We start from the raw sequence: 16,642 nt of genomic DNA on the forward strand, positions 1-16,642 counted from the left end.
GTTCCGCCGCTGCGTCTGACGTTTCTGCCCTCCTCCTGATGCGCCGTTCCCCAGATTGCCTGGAACGGCGCATTTTTGCTGCCCGCAAAAATTCCATTTGCAGATTGCCGCCCGGCGGTCTATAATGAGGTGTTGAAGGACAACCTGTCCGATGCGGAGGAACCCATCATGAAAAAAATCTGGATCAGCGGCGCCAACGGCCATATCGGCACAGCGCTCTGCACCCGGCTCAGTACCGAGAAATACCAGCTTATCCCCAACGATGTCCAGCAGGTGGACATCACCGACGCCGACGCCGTCAACGACTTTGCGCGCCGCGAACGCCCCGATGTCATCATCAACTGCACCGGCTTCAACGACGAGGACGGCTGTGAGGCCAACCCCGACCGCGCCTACCGCGTCAACGCCGTGGCGCCCCGCAACCTCGCCCGCGCCGCCGAGGAGCTCGGCGCCAAGCTCGTCCAGATGTCCACCGACGATGTCTTTGCCCAGCCCCGCGACTACCCCTACCACGAGTTCGACACCCCCTGCCCCACGACGGTCTACGGCCTCAGCAAGCTCGCCGGCGAAACCTTTGTCCGCCAGCTCTGCCGCAACTATGTGATCGTCCGCAGCGCCTGGGTGTACGGCATCGGCCGGGATTTCGTCTCGGAGGTGCTCGCCTGCGCCAACGACCCCGCCTGCCCCTGGCTCGCCGTCGCCACCGACCGCGTGGCCTCCCCGACCTCGGCCGACGACCTCGCCGCCGCCGTCGAACAGCTCATCGACCGCCCCGCGCTGGGCGTCTACCATGTCGTCTGCCAGGGCCACTGCAGCCGCTACGACTTCGCCCGCGAGATCCTGCGCGACGCCGGACTCGAGGATCGCCTGACCCTCCACCCGGTGCGCAGCGCCGACGCCGGCGGTGTGCCCTGCTACACCGTGCTGGACAACATGATGCTCCGGCTGGACAAGATCCCCCAGCCCCGCCCCTGGCGCACCGCCCTGCGGGAGTACATCCGCACCCTCGGCTGATTTGCCGGATTGTAGAAATTGAAAAGAATATTCCAGACGGGAGAATCCTCTCCGTCCCCGACCGGGACCCGCACCGCGGGCCCCGGTTTTTTTGTGCGCGGTGCAAGGCGGACTTCACCCGGGAAAACCCCTTGCTAAAAAACTGACACCGCCGGAAAATTTACCCCGTAAAAACGCGGCGGCGCCTTTGGTAGAATACAATCAGAACAACACTCTGCAAAGGCGGGATTTTTATGTCACAGATGCAATTCCTGAACCGCGACGGCGACTTTGTGCTGACCGGCGCGGACCGCGCGGCGGGAAGTTACTTCCCGCTGGTCAACGAGGGCGGCATGATGAGCAGCATCACGCCGCGGCTGGCCGGCGACTGCAAGACCGGCCAGAACACCTTTCTGCTGGCGCCGTGCAGCGAACAGACCCTGCACGAAAGCCGGGCCACCCGCAATTTCTGGCTGAGCTTTGAGGACGGCGGGCTGTGGAGCGCCGCCGGTCAGAGCGCCGCCCAGCAGGCGGCCCGCTTCACCCCCGACGCCGACGAGGTCACCGTCCGGGGCGGCCTGCTCTGGCAGACCGTCGAGCGCCGCTGTGCGGCCCGGGGCATCCTGGCCGCCGTGACCTCCTTCGTGCCGGCCGGGCGGGACACCGTCGAGCTCATGCGGGTGCAGGTCACCAACACCGGCGCGGCGCCGGTCGGCTTCACCCCCACGGCGGCCATCCCGCTGTACGGCCGCGGCGCCGACCATATCCGGGACCACCGCCATGTCACGGCGCTGCTGCAGCGGCTGCGGGTGGCGGCGGACGGCGTTGTGCTGACCCAGACGCTGACCTTCGACGAGCGGGGCCACCTGCCCGGCGAGGACTGCTACACCGTCTACGGCCGCACCGGCGCGGGCGCCGGGCCGCGCCGCTGCCTGGGCACCGTGCAGGATTTCTGCGGCTTTGCGGGCAGCTACGACTGCCCCGCCGCCCTGGCGGACCCCGGCTACACGGCGCCCTGGATGGCCCCCGGCGACACCGCCGAAGGCTACGAGATGATGGGCGTGCTGCAGTTCGAGCCGGTCCGGCTGGAGCCCGGCGCCTCCTGCAGCTGGTACCTGGCGCTGGGCATCAACTGCGGCGGCGAGACCTACCTCGACCCCGACGCCTTCGAGGGCGCGCTGGCCGGAACCCGCCGCTGGTGGCAGGCCCAGAATGCCGCGGCCTTCACCGGCGCCGACCCCGACTTCTCGGCCTGGATGCGCTGGGTGGGCATCCAGCCCACGCTGCGCCGCATCTGCGGATGCAGCTTTCTGCCCCATCACGACTACGGCCGCGGCGGCCGCGGCTGGCGCGACCTCTGGCAGGACAGCCTGGCCCTGCTCCTCACCGACCCCGACACGGTGCGCGGCGACCTCGTGCGCTACTTTGCGGGCGTCCGGGCGGACGGCACCAACGCCACGCTGATCGGCCGCGAACCCGGCGACTTTGCCGCCGACCGCAACAACATCGTCCGCGTCTGGATGGATCACGGCTACTGGCCGCTGCTGACGACGGCGCTCTATGTCGAGCAGACCGGCGACTATTCCATCCTGCGGGAGGAACAGCCCTACTTCCGGGACAACCGCAAATTCCGCGGCGAGCAGCTCAGCGATGACCCCGTCCCGGCCCAGAGCGGCACCGTGCTGGAGCATCTGCTGATCCAGAACATCACGGCCTTCTTTGACGCCGGCGAGCACGGCTCCATCCGGCTGCGCGGCGCCGACTGGAACGACGCGCTGGACATGGCCCCCGACCGCGGCGAGAGCGTCGCCTTCACGGCGGCCTACGCCGGCAACCTGCAGACGCTGGCGGGGCTCTGCCGCGCGATGGGCGGCACCGTCACGCTGGCCGGCGAGGTGGCGGCCCTGCTGCTGACCGATCCCGGGGAATACACAACGCCGCAGCGCCGCAACGCGGTGCGCCGCCGCTACGAGCAGGTCTGCGAGCACCGCACGCTGCCGCTGCGGGCGCTGCCGGCCGGCCAGGTCGCCGACGCCCTCGAGCGGATGAGCGACTTCCTGCGCAGCCATCTGCGCCGCACCGAGTTCGTCACGGACGGCGCCAACCAGTGCTGGATGAACAGCTACTACGACAACAACGGCGACCGCGTCGAGGGGGTGCACGGCACCCGGGTGCGGATGATGCTGACCGGCCAGGTCTTTTCCCTCATGGGCGGCGTCGCGGACGACGAGCAGGCCGGCCAGATTGCCCGCGCCGTGGACTGGTACCTCAACAGCCCGCTGCGGGGCGGCGTCTGCCTGAACACCGACTTCGGCCCCTTCGGCCAGGACACCCCGCCGCTCGGCCGGCAGTTCGGCTTTGCCTACGGCCACAAGGAGAACGGCGCCGTCTTCTGCCACATGGCCGTCATGTACGCCTTTGCGCTCTACCTGCGCGGCCTGACCGCCGAGGGCGCCGCCGTGCTGCACGAGCTCTACACCCAGAGCCTCAACTTTGAGGTCGCCGGCATCTTCCCCGGCATCCCCGAATACTTCGATCCGCGCGGCCGCGGCATGTACCCCTACCTGACCGGCGCGGGCAGCTGGCTGGTCTACTGCATGCTCACGCGCTGCTACGGCGTGCGGGGCGAGCGGGGCAACCTCCGCCTGGACCCCCGCCTGCTGCCCGACCAGTTCGCCGCCGACGGCACCGCCTCGGTGACCTGCCGGTTCGCGGGCCGCACCGTCACGGTGTGCTACCACCGCGAGGACGGCGACTGCCCCATCGAGGCCCGCCTCAACGGGCAGGTGATCCCCGCCGGACCCGACGGCCTCTGCCTGCCGCGCACCCTGCTGGCCGGCGACGGCCCGCTGACCATTGATGTCACTTTAGCAGAAAGAAGGAGAAGCTGATGAAAAACGATACCTTTACCCTCCGCGACTACGGCCGCCGCCCCACCTTTTCGAGCTTTTTGCCGGGCATTGCGGGTGAAAAGGGCATCCCGCTGTGGTGCTACTACAACAACCGCGGCCAGGCGGTGTGCAGCTTCGGCGTGCGGGACAAGGACCATTCCATCATGGAGTTCAGCGCCGCCCATGTGGCGTACCAGAACGTCGCCCGCACCGGATTCCGCACCTTCCTGACGGTGGACGGTGCCCCCCAGCCCGAGCCCTTTGCGGACGGCCTGGGCACGATGCACATTGCCCCCAACGCGCTGGACCTGAGCTGGCAGAATGACCGCGTCCGGGTGGAGGTCGGCTACTTCACGCTGCCCGAAAGCCCCGTCGGCGCGCTCTGCCGCACCGTCACGGTGACCAACCTGGGCGCCGCCGGCCGGTTCCGCCTGCTGGACGGCATGCCGGCGCTCGTGCCCTACGGCGTCGAGCAGGACGCGCTCAAGAACATGACCCAGCTGGCCCGCGCCTGGATGCAGACCGAGGACGCCGCCGATGGCCTGGCCTTCTACCGCACCCGCGCCAGCATGGCCGACACCGCCGTGGTCACGGCCGTCGAGGGCGGCAACTTCGCGCTCGGCATGACCGAGGACGGCACCCGCCTGCCCGCCGTCGCCGACCCGCGCGCCGTCTTTGGCTACGACACCGCGCTCGAGACCCCCGTCACCTTCTATTCCGGCGACTTCGCCAAAGCCGTCGCCGGCCAGGCCACCCAGAACCTCTTCCCCTGCGCCTTCTTCCTGCGCGAGGCCGACCTGCCCGAGGGCGGCACCCTGCAGCTGTTCGAGCTCTACGGCCAGGCGGGCAGCAAGGCGCTCTTCCGCGACTTCGCCGCCTCCCGCCGGATGGACGCCGACTGGTTCCGCGCCGCCCGCACCCGCGACGCCGCCCTGACCGATACCCTCTGCTCGGCCGCGGCGACCGCCACCGCCGACCCGGTCTTTGACGGCTACTGCGCCGTGACCTACCTCGACAACCTGCTGCGCGGCGGCGAGCCGGTCCGCTTCTGCGACGGCGACGCCCAGAACGTCTTTTACCTGTACAGCCGCAAGCACGGCGACCCCGAGCGGGAATACAACTACTTCACGATGCTGCCCGAGTATTACAGCCAGGGCAACGGCAACTACCGCGATGTCAACCAGAACCGCCGCTGCGACGTGCTGTTCCACCCCTGGGTGGGCGATGCCGACATCCGGCAGTTCTTCAGCCTGCTGCAGTGCGACGGCTACAACCCCCTCGTGGTGGAGCAGATGACCTTCCGCTGCGCCGACCCCGACGCCGCGGCCGCCGCCGTGACCCCCGCCGACCGCCCCGCCGCCCGGGCGCTGCTGGCCGACGAGTTCACCCCCGGCCGTCTGGCGATGGCCGCCGAGCACTGGCAGTTTGAACAGGGCGATGCCGATTCCTTTGTGCAGAAAGTCATCGCCCACGCCGACTGCGAGCCCAACGCCAGCTTCGGCGAGGGCTACTGGACCGACCACTGGACCTACGACCTCGACCTGATCGAGAGCTACCTCGCCGTCTGGCCCGAACAGGCCGCCCGGATGCTCTACGACACGCCGCTGCCCTGGTACGCGCCCCGCGCCCTCGTCAAACCCCGCAGCGAGCGGTACTGCGCCACCGAGCAGGGCCTGCGCCCCCGCGACTTCCTGCGCAGCTGCACGCCGCAGGGCAAGTGGACCGTCACCGCGGACGGCGCGACGGCCCGCAGCAGCGTGATGGAAAAGCTCGTGCTGCTCTGCGCCGTCAAGGCCGCCACGCTGGACCCCGCCGGCATCGGCATCGAGATGGAGGGCGGCAAGCCCGGCTGGTACGACGCCCTCAACGGTCTGCCCGGCCTGCTGGGTTCCAGCGTGGCCGAGAGCTGTGAGCTGGCCCGGCTGCTGGCCTTCACGGCAGACCGCCTCGAGCGGGACGGCCGCAGCGTGACCCTCTACACCGAGATGGCGGACTTCGTCGAGGCGCTGGCCGCCCTGCCGCAGACGCTGACCCCCGCCGAGCGGTGGGACCGCGCCAACACCCTCAAGGAGCAGTACCGCGACGCGCTGGCCGCCGGCCTGTCGGGCCGCACCCGCACGCTGGACGCCGCCGCCACCGCCGCCGCGCTGCGCGGCCTCGAGACCGTCGTGCGCGAGGGGCTGGACCGCGGCATCCGGATGGCCGGCGGTGTCTGCCCGACCTACCTGATGTTCCCCGACGGCCCCGACAGCGACCCCCAGGTGCTGCCGCTCTTCCTCGAAGGCCCGACCCGCTGGCTCAAGCTCTGCACCCGGACCGAACCGGCCCGCGCGATGGCCGGCGCCGTCCGCGCCAGCGCCCTGTATGACGGCGCGCTGCAGATGTACAAGGTCAACGAGAGCCTGCAGGACCTGACCTTCGAGGCCGGCCGCTGCCGCGCCTTCACGCCCGGCTGGCTGGAAAACGAATCCATCTGGCTGCACATGGAATACAAGTACCTGCTGGAACTGCTCAAGGCGGGGCTGTACGACGAGTTTGACCGCGACTTCCACACCGCGGCGGTGCCCTTCCTGGACCCCGACGTCTACGGCCGTTCCCCGCTTGAGAATGTCTCCTTCCTGGCCTCCTCGGCCAACCCCGACCCCAGCCTGCACGGCCGCGGCTTTGTGGCGCGGCTCTCCGGCTCGACGGCGGAGTTCCTCCAGATGCGCCAGATCCTCTTCTTCGGCAAGACGCCCTTCGTCGAGCAGGACGGTCAGCTGACCCTCTGCCTGCAGCCCGCCCTGCCCGCCTACCTGATCCCCGCCGACGGCACCGTCACGGCCCGCTTCCTGGGCAGCTGCGATGTGGTGTACCATATCCAGCCCGGCACCGTCGTCCGGCCCGGCTGCTGCTGCGTCGGTCCCTTCACGCTGCAGCAGGCCGACGGCACCACCCGGACGGTCAGCGCCGTCACCGGTGACGACGCCCGCGCGCTGCGGGACGGCCGGATTGTCCGGCTGGATGTCACGATCGGCAAGGAGGCGCAGTGATGGCCCCGCGCTGTATCACGACCGACCTGCGGGCCGGCCGCCTCTGGGAGGAAACCACCCTCCCGGTCCCCGACGCCCCCGACGCGCTGCACACCGTCTGCCTCTACCCCGACTGCACCGACCAGACGCTGGACGGCTTCGGCGGCGCCTTCACCGAGTCGGCGGCCGTCTGCTGGCAGAGCCTGCCCGACGACGCCCGCGACGCCCTGATCGAGGACTGCTACGGCAGCACCGGCCTGCGGTACACGCTGGGCCGCGTCCCGATGGCCAGCTGTGATTTCAGCCTCGGCCACTACGACGGCGCCGTGCAGGGCAGCACCCGGCGGGACTTTTCCCGGGATGATGACCACATCCTGCCGATGGTGCAGGCGGCCGCCCGCTGCGCCGGCCGCTCCCCGCGGCTGGTGCTCTCCCCCTGGAGCCCGCCGGCCTGGATGAAGTCCAACGGCGACCGCAACCACGGCGGCACGCTGCGGTCGGACTGCGCCGCCGACTATGCGGCGCTGCTCGCCGACTACGCGGCGCACTACCGCAGCGCCGGGCTGGATGTGGCGATGATGACGGTCCAGAACGAGCCCGAGGCCGTCCAGACCTGGGACTCCTGCCTCTTCACGGCCCGGCAGGAGGGCGAGTTCGCGGTCCGCTATCTGCGCCCCGCCCTCGACGCCGCCGGCCTGGCGCAGGTCCGGCTGCTCTGCTGGGACCACAACAAGGAAGCGCTGCTCCGCCGTGCCGCCGGTACCCTGGCCGTGGAGGGCGCCGACGCGGCGGTGGACGGCGTCGCCTTCCACTGGTACACCGGCGACCACTTCGAGGCCGTCGCGCTGGCCCACCGTCGCTGGCCCGACAAGACCTTCTACTTCACCGAGGGCTGCGTCGAGTACAGCCGCTTTGACGGCGCCTCCGACCTGCGCAAGGCCGAGATGTACGCCCACGACATTCTGGGCAACCTCAACGCCGGCACCGCCGGCAGCCTGGACTGGAACCTGCTGCTCGACGCGCAGGGCGGGCCCAACCATGTCGGCAACTTCTGCGAGGCGCCCCTCATGCTGGACGGCCGCGGCGGCTACACCCGCAAGGGCAGCTACCGGTACATCGGCCAGTTCAGCCGCTACCTGCGCCCCGGCGCCGTCCGGCTGGCCGCCAGCCGGTGGTGCAGCGCCGTCGAGGTCACGGCCTTCCGCAACCCGGACGGCAGCCGCGCCGTCGTGCTGCTCAACCGCACCGACGATGCCCTGCCGGTCTGCCTGGCCGACAACGGCGAAACCCCGCTGGCCGCGCTGACGCTGGCCCCGCACACGATTGCCACCGTGATCTTGTAAGAATTGCACAAAAATACCCGCCGCGTTTGCACAGGTGCCGCTAAAAATCTGACACCTGCCGCAAAACGCGGCGGTTTTTTGCGTGGCAGGATTGTTTTACAATAAAATCACAGCGAAAGAACGCACCCGGAACGGTCCGGGAACTTTACTGAAGGAGGAAAACCTGTATGAAAAAACTGACCAAAGCGGCGGCTGCCGCCATGGCGGCAGCCATGGCCCTTTCCCTGGCGGCCTGCGGCGGCGACGGCGCTTCCAGCGGCACGGAGGGCGCGAATGCCTCCGGTGAAACAGCCGGCAAGAAGCTCGTCGTCTGGACCCTCTCCAACGACCTCAAGCAGTTCGCCGAGCACTACACCGAAGTGACCGGCAACGAGGTGGAGGTTGTGGTCTACGACTCCGCGGACTATGTCTCCAAGGTCACCCCGTCGCTGGGCGCCCAGAGCTCCGATGTGGATGTCTTTGTCGGCGAGCCGCAGATGATGCCCAACTTCTATGAGGCGGGCTTCTGCGCCGACCTGAGCGAGCTCAAGGACGAGGCCGACGAGAAACTGGTCTCCTACGTTGTGGAGGCCGGCACCGACAGCGACGGCGTGCTGCGCGCGCTGAGCTATCAGGGCACCCCCGGCTCGGTCATCTACCGCCGCGACATCGCCCAGGCCGTCTGGGGCACCGACGATCCTGAGGAGATCGGCAAGAAGTTCGAGAGCTTTGAAGCCATCGAAAACACCGCCGCCGAACTGAAAGCGGCCGGCTACTCCATCTTCGGCGACACGGGCGCATTGCGCTGGTTCTCCATCAGCGACCACGCCTGGGTCGAGGACGGCAAGGTGATTGTGGACGACGCCCGCGATCAGTACTTTGACACCGCCGTCAACATCTACCAGAACGACGAAGTTGCCAACGCGCCCGAATGGAGCGCTCCGTGGTACAACTCGATGGCCGGCGCGCTGCCCGTGCTGGGTGCCGATGCCGACGTCTGGGGCACCGACGCCGACGCGCTGCAGGAAATGATTGATTCCGGCTCCGCCACGACGGAAGTCTTCTCCTACGTCATGCCTTCCTGGGGCGCTCTGATCGTCCGCGACAACGCCGGCGACAACAAGGGCAAGTTCGGCCTGTGCAGCGGCCCCTGCAGCTTCTTCGGCGGCGGCACCTTCCTGGCCGTCAACGAGTTCAGCGAGAACAAGGAAGCCGCGATGGACTTCATCAAGTTCGTGACCCTCAACGAGGAGACCAGCCAGTGGTGGCTCGAGGCCTCCGAGGGCGACGTCGTCAGCATGAAGAGCGTGCTGGAAGCCAACAAGGATTACGAGAACCCCTCCTTCGGCAACCAGAAGACCTACGCCTTCTACATGGACGAGCTCGAAAAGATCGACTACTCCAAGATCACCGGCTATGATGACGCCTGCAAGGATGCCTTCGGCGCCGCCATCGTCAGCGTCCAGAAGGGCGAGGCGACCAAGGAAGACGCCATGAAGACCTTCTACGAGACCGTCAAGAATACCTACCCCGAGCTGGAAGTACCCGCAGAATAAACGCAGCAACCCGCGGCGGCGGAGCGGAGAAGTCCGCCCCGCCGCCCGATCGTTTTAGAAAGGTTCGGTGAATGCCATGCCGTCCAAAACCGCCGCGCCCGCCACGACCAAAAAGCGCCGCGCCCCCAACGATGTCAACCGGTTCGGCCTGTATTTCTGCCTGCCGTCCATCGTGATCTTCCTGATTTTCAGCGTCTATCCGGTGTTCCGCACCCTGCAGATGAGCTTCATGCAGTACAAGGGCTTCGGCAAGGAGACCTTCAACGGTGTGGACAACTACATCCGCGCTGTCCAGGACCCGCTGTTCTGGGATGCCTTCTTCAACACCATCAAGATGTGGGGCATCAACATCGTGCTGCAGCTCGGCCTGGCCCTGCTGCTGACCATCATCTTCAATGATATGAAATACCGCATCAAGGGCCTGTCGCTCTTCCGCGCGATTTTCTATCTGCCCAACCTGATCGCGGCCACCAGCGTGGCCTTCCTGTTCAAGACCCTGCTGGACTGGAAGTACGGCAGCGTCAACCAGCTGCTGCTCAGCCTGCACCTCATCAACCAGCCGGTGGACTGGCTGGGCCAGGCCGTCACCGCCCAGGTCTGGGTGGGCATCATCGGCGCCTGGATGTGGTTCGGCAACTCCTTCATCATGCTCATGGCGGGCGTCCAGGGCATCAGCCGCGACTACTTTGAAGCCGCCACCATCGACGGCGCCGGCCGCTGGACCATCTTCGCCCGCATCACGATGCCGCTGCTGCGCCCCATCATGCTGTATGTGGCCATCACCAGCCTCATCGGCGGCCTGCAGCTCTTCGACATCCCCTACCTGATGTCCGGCACCAAGGGCACGCCCGGCCGCAGCCTCTTCACGGCGGTGTTCTACCTGTACGATATGGCCTTCACCAAGAACCAGATGGGATATGCCGCCGCCGTCGCCTTCGTGCTGTTCTTCATCATCGCGATCTGCAGCGCCGTGGCGTTCCGCATCATGAACCCCAAGGAGGACTGAAGCCATGACTACGACCCGTATCAAAAACAACATCGTCAAGGCCCTGTGGTATGTGTTCCTCATTGCGCTGACCATCATCTGCTTCATTCCCTTCCTGCTCATGATCGTCAACGCGACCCGCTCCGGTTCGGACATCATGGCCGGCTTCAGCCTGATTCCCGGCACCAGCCTGTCCATCAACTGGGACATCGTCATGAGCAACCTCAACCTGCCCCGCGGCTTCGTGAACAGCCTGTTCCTGGCCGTCTGCAACACCGTGCTGACCAGCTACTTCAGCGCGCTGACCGCCTACGGCCTGGCCTTCTATAAGTTCCGGGGCAACAAGGTCATCTTCACCGTCATGATCATCTTCATGATGGTCCCCACCCAGCTGAGCATGCTCGGTTTCTACAACCTGTGCACCTCGCTCAAGCTGCTCAACAGCTACATTCCGCTGATCCTGCCCAGCATCGCCAGCCCGGCCACGGTCTTTTTCCTGCGCCAGTACATCCTGTCGGTGCTGCCCAAGAGCATCCTCGAAGCGCCCCGCATCGACGGCGCCAGTGAGCTGCTGATCTTCCACAAGATCGTGCTGCCCATCATGTCGCCCGGCATCGCCACCATGGCCATCGGCGCCTTCGTCGGCAGCTGGAACAACTACCTGATCCCCATGCTGCTGCTCAACAAGCAGGAGATGTTCCCCCTGCCGGTCATGGTCGCCAGCCTGTCCGCCGTGCGGGACATCACCACCAACCTGGGCGCCACCTACCTCGTGGTTGCCGTCTCCGTCGTGCCCATCATGATCGCCTTCTGCTTCTTCAGCAAGTACATCATCTCGGGTGTGTCGGCAGGCAGTGTCAAGGAGTGACAAAACCATTCGCCGTATGATACAATAAGACAAATGCGGAAGCCGGACAGCCGCAGGGGTGTCCGGCTTCCCTACCGGGGAGGAAACGGCAATGAAGCGGCGCGGTCTTTTTCGTCTGTTGTTCGCGGGGTGTCTCGTCACGGGGGCGCTGTATGCGGGCTGCGGAACGGAAACGGCCGCGCCGTCTTCGTCTGCGGCGCCGGCCACGCTGAGCTGGTACATCCACTACAACTGGTACTCCACGCCCTGGGGCGGCAACCTCGTCAGCGACACCATCACCGAAAAGACCGGTGTCACGGTGGACTTCGTCACCCCCTCCGGCAACGAGAACGAAAAGCTGGATTCCCTCATCGCGTCGGACTCGCTGCCCGACCTCATCACAATCGGCTGGTGGGAGCCCCAGCTGCGCGAACTGGTGGACAACGGCTATGTGCTGGCGCTCAACACGCTGGCCGACCACTGCTGCCCCGAGTTCTACGAAGCGGCGGACCCCGATACGCTGGCCTGGTACACCGAGGAGGACGGCAACGTCTACGCCTATCCGAACTCGAGCTACTCGCCGGAAGATTTCGGCAACAACGACAACCTTGCCTCCAACCAGACCTTCCTGGTGCGCAAGGACATCTATGAGGCGATCGGCAGCCCCGACATGACCACCCCCGAAGGCTTTGCCGACGCCGTGCGCGCCGCGGTCAAGGCCTGCCCGACGGTGGACGGCAAACCGCTGATCCCGGTCGGGGCGCACGCCTTCACCGAGACCGGCTGCGATTCCTTTGACAAGTTCCTGCAGAACTTCCTCGCCGTCCCCTACGAGAAGGACGGTCAGATCTACGACCGCACCACCGACCCCGATTACCTGGCCTGGCTGCGGATGTTCCGCACGCTGGGCGAGGAGGGCTACCTGGCCGACGACATCTTTGTGGACCAGCGCGCCCAGATGGAGGAAAAGATCGCCGAGGGGCGGTATTTCTGCATGATCTACCAGCGCACCGACATGGACAACGCCCAGAAAAAGCGCTACCGCGAGGACCCCGACAGCATCTATATGGCGGTGGACGGGCCGCGCAACGCCGCGGGCGATCCCCACACCCTGACGGTGGGGGGCATGGCCGGCTGGACCGTGACGCTGATCTCCAAGAACTGCAAGGACCCGGTGCTGGCCATCCGCTTTCTGTCCTACCTGATGAGCGAGGAAGCCCAGAAGCTCATCAGCGTCGGGGTGGAGGGCGAAACCTACACGATGCAGGACGGCCTGGCCGTCTTTACCCCCGAGGTGCAGCAGCTCTACTGCAGCGACTATGACCGCTTTGTGCGGGAGATCGGCGCCGACAACACCTACTGGATGCTGCAGGACAACGCGATGCAGAGCCACTGGTTTGTCGAGAGCGACCCGGCCCTGGCACAGATGGAGCAGTGGGCCCGGCCCTACACGGTCTACATTGCCCAGTACGACACCGCCCTGCCGGTCGGCAGCGCCTGGGCTTCCGCCGAGGAACGGATCAACGAGCTGTGGGGCGCTACGCTGCCGCAGCTGCTGCTCGCCCCCACCGAGGCGGACTTTGACGCCATCCTTTCGGACTTCCTGACCCGGCGGGACGAGCTGGGCTTCGACGAAGTCCAGGCCGCCCGCACCGAGCAGATGAACCTTGCCAAGGAAAGGCTGGGGCTGTAAGATGACCAACTGTTTCAGACGCCTGATCCGGCGCATGACCTTTGCGGGGCAGATCACCCTGGTCATCTGTGTGTTTGCGCTGCTGCCCATGCTGCTGCTGGCCGCCTACCTGACCTACTCCACCCGCGCGGTGGCCGTCCAGTCCCGCATCGGGGACCTGCGCCAGCGCACCGACCAGCTGGCCACCCAGGTCGAAAAGGCCGCCGAGCTCTGCAATATGTCCACCCAGGTCTTTCTGAACACCCCGGCGCTCATCGACCATCTGACCCGCCTGAAAAACGGCGAGCAGGTCCACGGCCGGGAACTCAAGGCCTTCTATGACAACGACATCGCCAGCCTCGAGAAGGTCGTTGTCGGCAACCCGTACCTCTACGAAATCCGCGTCTATTCCGTCACCGACGAGATGAACGAGCTGGTGCCGATCCTCTACTCGGCCTCCCGCATGAAGCGTCTGCCCTGGGCGCAGCAGGAGGTCCGCTCCGGCACCTGGCAGCTGGACTTTTCCGACCAGCTCTTCGATTCCTACGCCGTGACGCCCCATGTCATGAGCCTGGTCACCGACATCACGACCGGCGACGCCGGCAAGGTCGGCACGCTGGAGGTCGCCCTCAAGATGGAGAGCGTCCTGCCCGCCCTCTTCACCGAATCCAAGGAGGAGTGGGCCGTGCTGGTGGACGACACCGGCCAGGTCCTTGTGGGTCCGCAGAACGACACCCTCGCCGATGCCGTCGCGGACGGTTCGCTGGACCTGACCACCGCCGCCACCTTTGAGACCGAACTGCAGGGCCACAGCGTCCTGCTCAGTGTCCAGCCGCTCACCGCCCTGGGCTGCACCTATCTGCAGGCCGACTCCCTCAACAGCCTCTACACCCAGATGGGCCGCCGGCTGGTGATGGGCGCCTTCTGCTTTGCGCTGCTCACGGTGGGCACGGTCCTGCTCATCCACCGGGTCTGCCGCCGGATGCTCCGCCCCTTCTATGCGGCGTTCGACGCGGTCAACCGCTTCTCGGAAGGCGACCTCAACGCGGGGGTCCCCGACGGCGACCCCCAGAGCGAGGTCGGCCGTTTCTCGGCGGGCATCAACGAGATGCTCTGCCGGATCCGACAGCTCATGCAGGACAATGTAACCCGCGAGCTCCTCGGCAAGAATGCCGAGCTGCGCGCACTGCAAAATCAGATCAACGCCCATTTTATTTATAATGTGCTCGAAGCCATCAAGATGATGGCCGAGATTGACGAAGAGTTTGAGATCGCCGATGCGGTGACCAACCTGGCCAAACTGCTGCGCTACAGCATGAAATGGACCAACCGCAATGCGACCATCGCCGAGGAGGTGGACAACATCCGCCACTACCTCGCGCTGATGAATCTGCGCTTTGACGATACCATCTCGCTGCGTCTCGAGATTCCCGCCCCCCTGCCGGGCGAACCGGATATCCTCGAACAGACCATCCCCAAAATGAGCCTGCAGCCCATCGTGGAAAACGCCGTGGTTCACGGCATCGAGGGCATGGACGGCGACGCCGAAATCCTGCTGCGCGCCGTGCCGGAACCCGAACACCACGCCTACCGGCTCGAAATCGTCGATCACGGCCACGGCATGAATGCCGCGACAGTGGCAAGACTGAAAGCCCAGATTGCGGGCGAAGTGCAGGCACACGGCAGTTCCGGCAACGGCCTGGGACTCAAGAACGTACAGGACCGCATCCATATGGCATTCGGTGCGCCCTACGGGCTGACCGTCTCGTCCGAGGAAGGTCACTACACCAAGGTCACGGTCTGCCTGCCCTACACAATCCCGCACGACGGCCCGGCTTCCGGCACGAACGGACAAGAAGGAGACTTGGATGAAAACCGTTCTGGTAGTGGAAGATGAAAAACTGATCCGCAAGGGTCTTGCAACGATGATCCGCCGCGCCCCCACCCCCGTCGAGACGGTGCTGGAGGCCAAAAACGGCCTGCAGGCCCTCGAGATCCTGCACGAGCAGCCCGTCGATGTGATGATCACCGACATCCGGATGCCCGGCATGGACGGCATCGAGCTGGTCAACCGGACCCGCAGCCTGCCGCATGTGCCGCTGTGCGTCGTGGTCAGCGGCTACGATGATTTCAACTATGCCGTCGAGATGATGCGCGGCGGCGTCAAGGATTACCTGCTCAAACCCGTCGAGCGGGAACGGCTGTACAGGGTGCTCTCCTCGCTGGACGACGCGCTGCGCACCGCCGAGAAGGAACAGCAGACCTCCGACACCCTCCGCCTGCAGGCGCTGCGCTACCTGATGCTGGACGGCAGCGTGCCGGACAACGACCGCCGCCGCCTCATCGAGCGGTACGGCCCGGGCTTCGGCACGCGGCCCTACCGGGTGCTCTGCGCGGCGACGATGCCCGCCAACCTGCCGGTGCGCGAGCTGCTGCGCGACATCCGCGGCCGCTTTGTGCTGGTGCTGGAAACCGATACCCTGCTGCCGGTGCTGCGCGGCGGCGTCAGCGCGATGCACACCGGCCTGGCGGAACTCCATGCCGCCTACACCGAGGCCGAGAACGCCTTCCGCCGCGCCTACTTTGACGGGCTGGCCGCCCTGCGCCCCGCGACGCCCCTCGAACCCGACACCGACGAAGTCGCCGAGAAGGAGCTGCAGAAGATCGTCCAGCCCCTCGGCGTGGGCCGCTGGCAGGAGGCCAGCGCCGCCCTGCGCGCCCTGGTCACCCGGGTGCAGCAGGACCGCCTCTCGCCCGAAGGGTTCGGCCGCGCGGTCCAGCAGCTGGGCCGGCAGATCATGACGTCCTACCGCACGATGCTGGACGCCGACACCGCCGAGATGAACGTCCTGACCGACCCCTGGCAGTATGACTGCGCCGAGAGCTACCTCACGGCGGTCCGCGCCTGGATGGAGCGGTTCACCCACCGGCTGCTGCACGAGTTCGACGACTACCGCAACAAGCAGAAAATCCGGGACGCCGTCCTCTATATCCAGGAAAACTACGCCACGCCGCTCAATATGGCGCTGGTCTCCAACGAGGTGGATATGAACTATTCCCTCTTCTCACTGCTCTTCAAGCAGTATGTGGGCACCAACTTCGTGGCCTACCTGCAGGGGCTGCGGCTGACCGAGGCCAAGCGCCTTCTGCGCGAGACCGATCTGCGCGTCAACGAGATCGGCCGCCGCGTGGGCTTCACCGACGACAAGAACTTCCTCAAGGTGTTCAAGTCCGCCGAGGGGGTCTCCCCCACCGAGTACCGCCGCGCCAGTCAGTTCGGCCAGTAACCGTGTTCCCTCTCCCGCGCCGCCCGGCCCTGCCGGGCGGCGCTTGCTTTTCGGGCGGCAGGTTGCTACAATGAAAAG

Annotated in this window: 10 protein-coding genes; all 10 read left to right on the plus strand. The window is 66.4% G+C overall.

Features of this window, described 5'->3' with window-relative positions; all coding sequences use genetic code 11:
- Positions 1-168 precede the first annotated feature (168 nt).
- Entirely contained in the window at positions 169-1,014 is an 846-nt protein-coding gene (gene rfbD / locus U0L91_RS04715; RefSeq protein ID WP_330045063.1) for a dTDP-4-dehydrorhamnose reductase, read from the plus strand.
- 233 nt (positions 1,015-1,247) lie between these two features.
- A complete protein-coding gene (locus U0L91_RS04720; RefSeq protein ID WP_330045064.1) occupies positions 1,248-3,884 on the plus strand; it encodes a GH36-type glycosyl hydrolase domain-containing protein in 2,637 nt (878 codons plus the stop codon).
- Positions 3,884-6,916 (plus strand): hypothetical protein, encoded by a 3,033-nt coding sequence (locus U0L91_RS04725; protein WP_330045065.1) that lies wholly within the window; start codon positions 3,884-3,886, stop codon positions 6,914-6,916. The genes U0L91_RS04720 and U0L91_RS04725 overlap by 1 nt, the downstream gene beginning before the upstream one ends.
- Positions 6,916-8,238, plus strand: a complete 1,323-nt coding sequence (locus tag U0L91_RS04730; protein WP_330045066.1) for a glycoside hydrolase family 30 protein — start codon at positions 6,916-6,918, stop codon at positions 8,236-8,238. Before U0L91_RS04725 ends, U0L91_RS04730 begins: the two co-directional genes overlap by 1 nt.
- Positions 8,239-8,405: 167 nt before the next feature.
- A complete protein-coding gene (locus tag U0L91_RS04735) occupies positions 8,406-9,773 on the plus strand; it encodes an ABC transporter substrate-binding protein (RefSeq protein ID WP_330045067.1) in 1,368 nt (455 codons plus the stop codon).
- A 76-nt stretch (positions 9,774-9,849) separates the two neighbouring features.
- On the plus strand, positions 9,850-10,779 hold the full coding sequence (locus tag U0L91_RS04740; RefSeq protein WP_330045068.1) for a carbohydrate ABC transporter permease: 930 nt from the start codon (positions 9,850-9,852) through the stop codon (positions 10,777-10,779).
- A 4-nt stretch (positions 10,780-10,783) separates the two neighbouring features.
- A complete protein-coding gene (locus U0L91_RS04745; RefSeq protein WP_330045069.1) occupies positions 10,784-11,626 on the plus strand; it encodes a carbohydrate ABC transporter permease in 843 nt (280 codons plus the stop codon).
- 91 nt (positions 11,627-11,717) lie between these two features.
- A complete protein-coding gene (locus U0L91_RS04750) occupies positions 11,718-13,298 on the plus strand; it encodes an extracellular solute-binding protein (RefSeq protein WP_330045070.1) in 1,581 nt (526 codons plus the stop codon).
- A gap of 1 nt (position 13,299) precedes the next feature.
- Entirely contained in the window at positions 13,300-15,174 is a 1,875-nt protein-coding gene (locus U0L91_RS04755) for a sensor histidine kinase (RefSeq protein ID WP_330045071.1), read from the plus strand.
- Entirely contained in the window at positions 15,146-16,564 is a 1,419-nt protein-coding gene (locus U0L91_RS04760) for a response regulator transcription factor (RefSeq protein WP_330045072.1), read from the plus strand. The genes U0L91_RS04755 and U0L91_RS04760 overlap by 29 nt, the downstream gene beginning before the upstream one ends.
- The last annotated feature ends 78 nt before the right edge of the window (positions 16,565-16,642 follow it).

The sequence above is a fragment of the Gemmiger sp. genome (genome assembly GCF_036306485.1).
In the GTDB taxonomy this organism is placed as follows: Bacteria; Bacillota; Clostridia; order Oscillospirales; family Ruminococcaceae; genus Gemmiger.

Coding starts and splice junctions, on each gene's coding strand:
- rfbD (WP_330045063.1), top strand. CDS start 169: ATGAAAAAAATCTGGATCAGCGGCGCCAACGGCCATATCGGCACAGCG.
- U0L91_RS04720 (WP_330045064.1), top strand. CDS start 1,248: ATGTCACAGATGCAATTCCTGAACCGCGACGGCGACTTTGTGCTGACC.
- U0L91_RS04725 (WP_330045065.1), top strand. CDS start 3,884: ATGAAAAACGATACCTTTACCCTCCGCGACTACGGCCGCCGCCCCACC.
- U0L91_RS04730 (WP_330045066.1), top strand. CDS start 6,916: ATGGCCCCGCGCTGTATCACGACCGACCTGCGGGCCGGCCGCCTCTGG.
- U0L91_RS04735 (WP_330045067.1), top strand. CDS start 8,406: ATGAAAAAACTGACCAAAGCGGCGGCTGCCGCCATGGCGGCAGCCATG.
- U0L91_RS04740 (WP_330045068.1), top strand. CDS start 9,850: ATGCCGTCCAAAACCGCCGCGCCCGCCACGACCAAAAAGCGCCGCGCC.
- U0L91_RS04745 (WP_330045069.1), top strand. CDS start 10,784: ATGACTACGACCCGTATCAAAAACAACATCGTCAAGGCCCTGTGGTAT.
- U0L91_RS04750 (WP_330045070.1), top strand. CDS start 11,718: ATGAAGCGGCGCGGTCTTTTTCGTCTGTTGTTCGCGGGGTGTCTCGTC.
- U0L91_RS04755 (WP_330045071.1), top strand. CDS start 13,300: ATGACCAACTGTTTCAGACGCCTGATCCGGCGCATGACCTTTGCGGGG.
- U0L91_RS04760 (WP_330045072.1), top strand. CDS start 15,146: ATGAAAACCGTTCTGGTAGTGGAAGATGAAAAACTGATCCGCAAGGGT.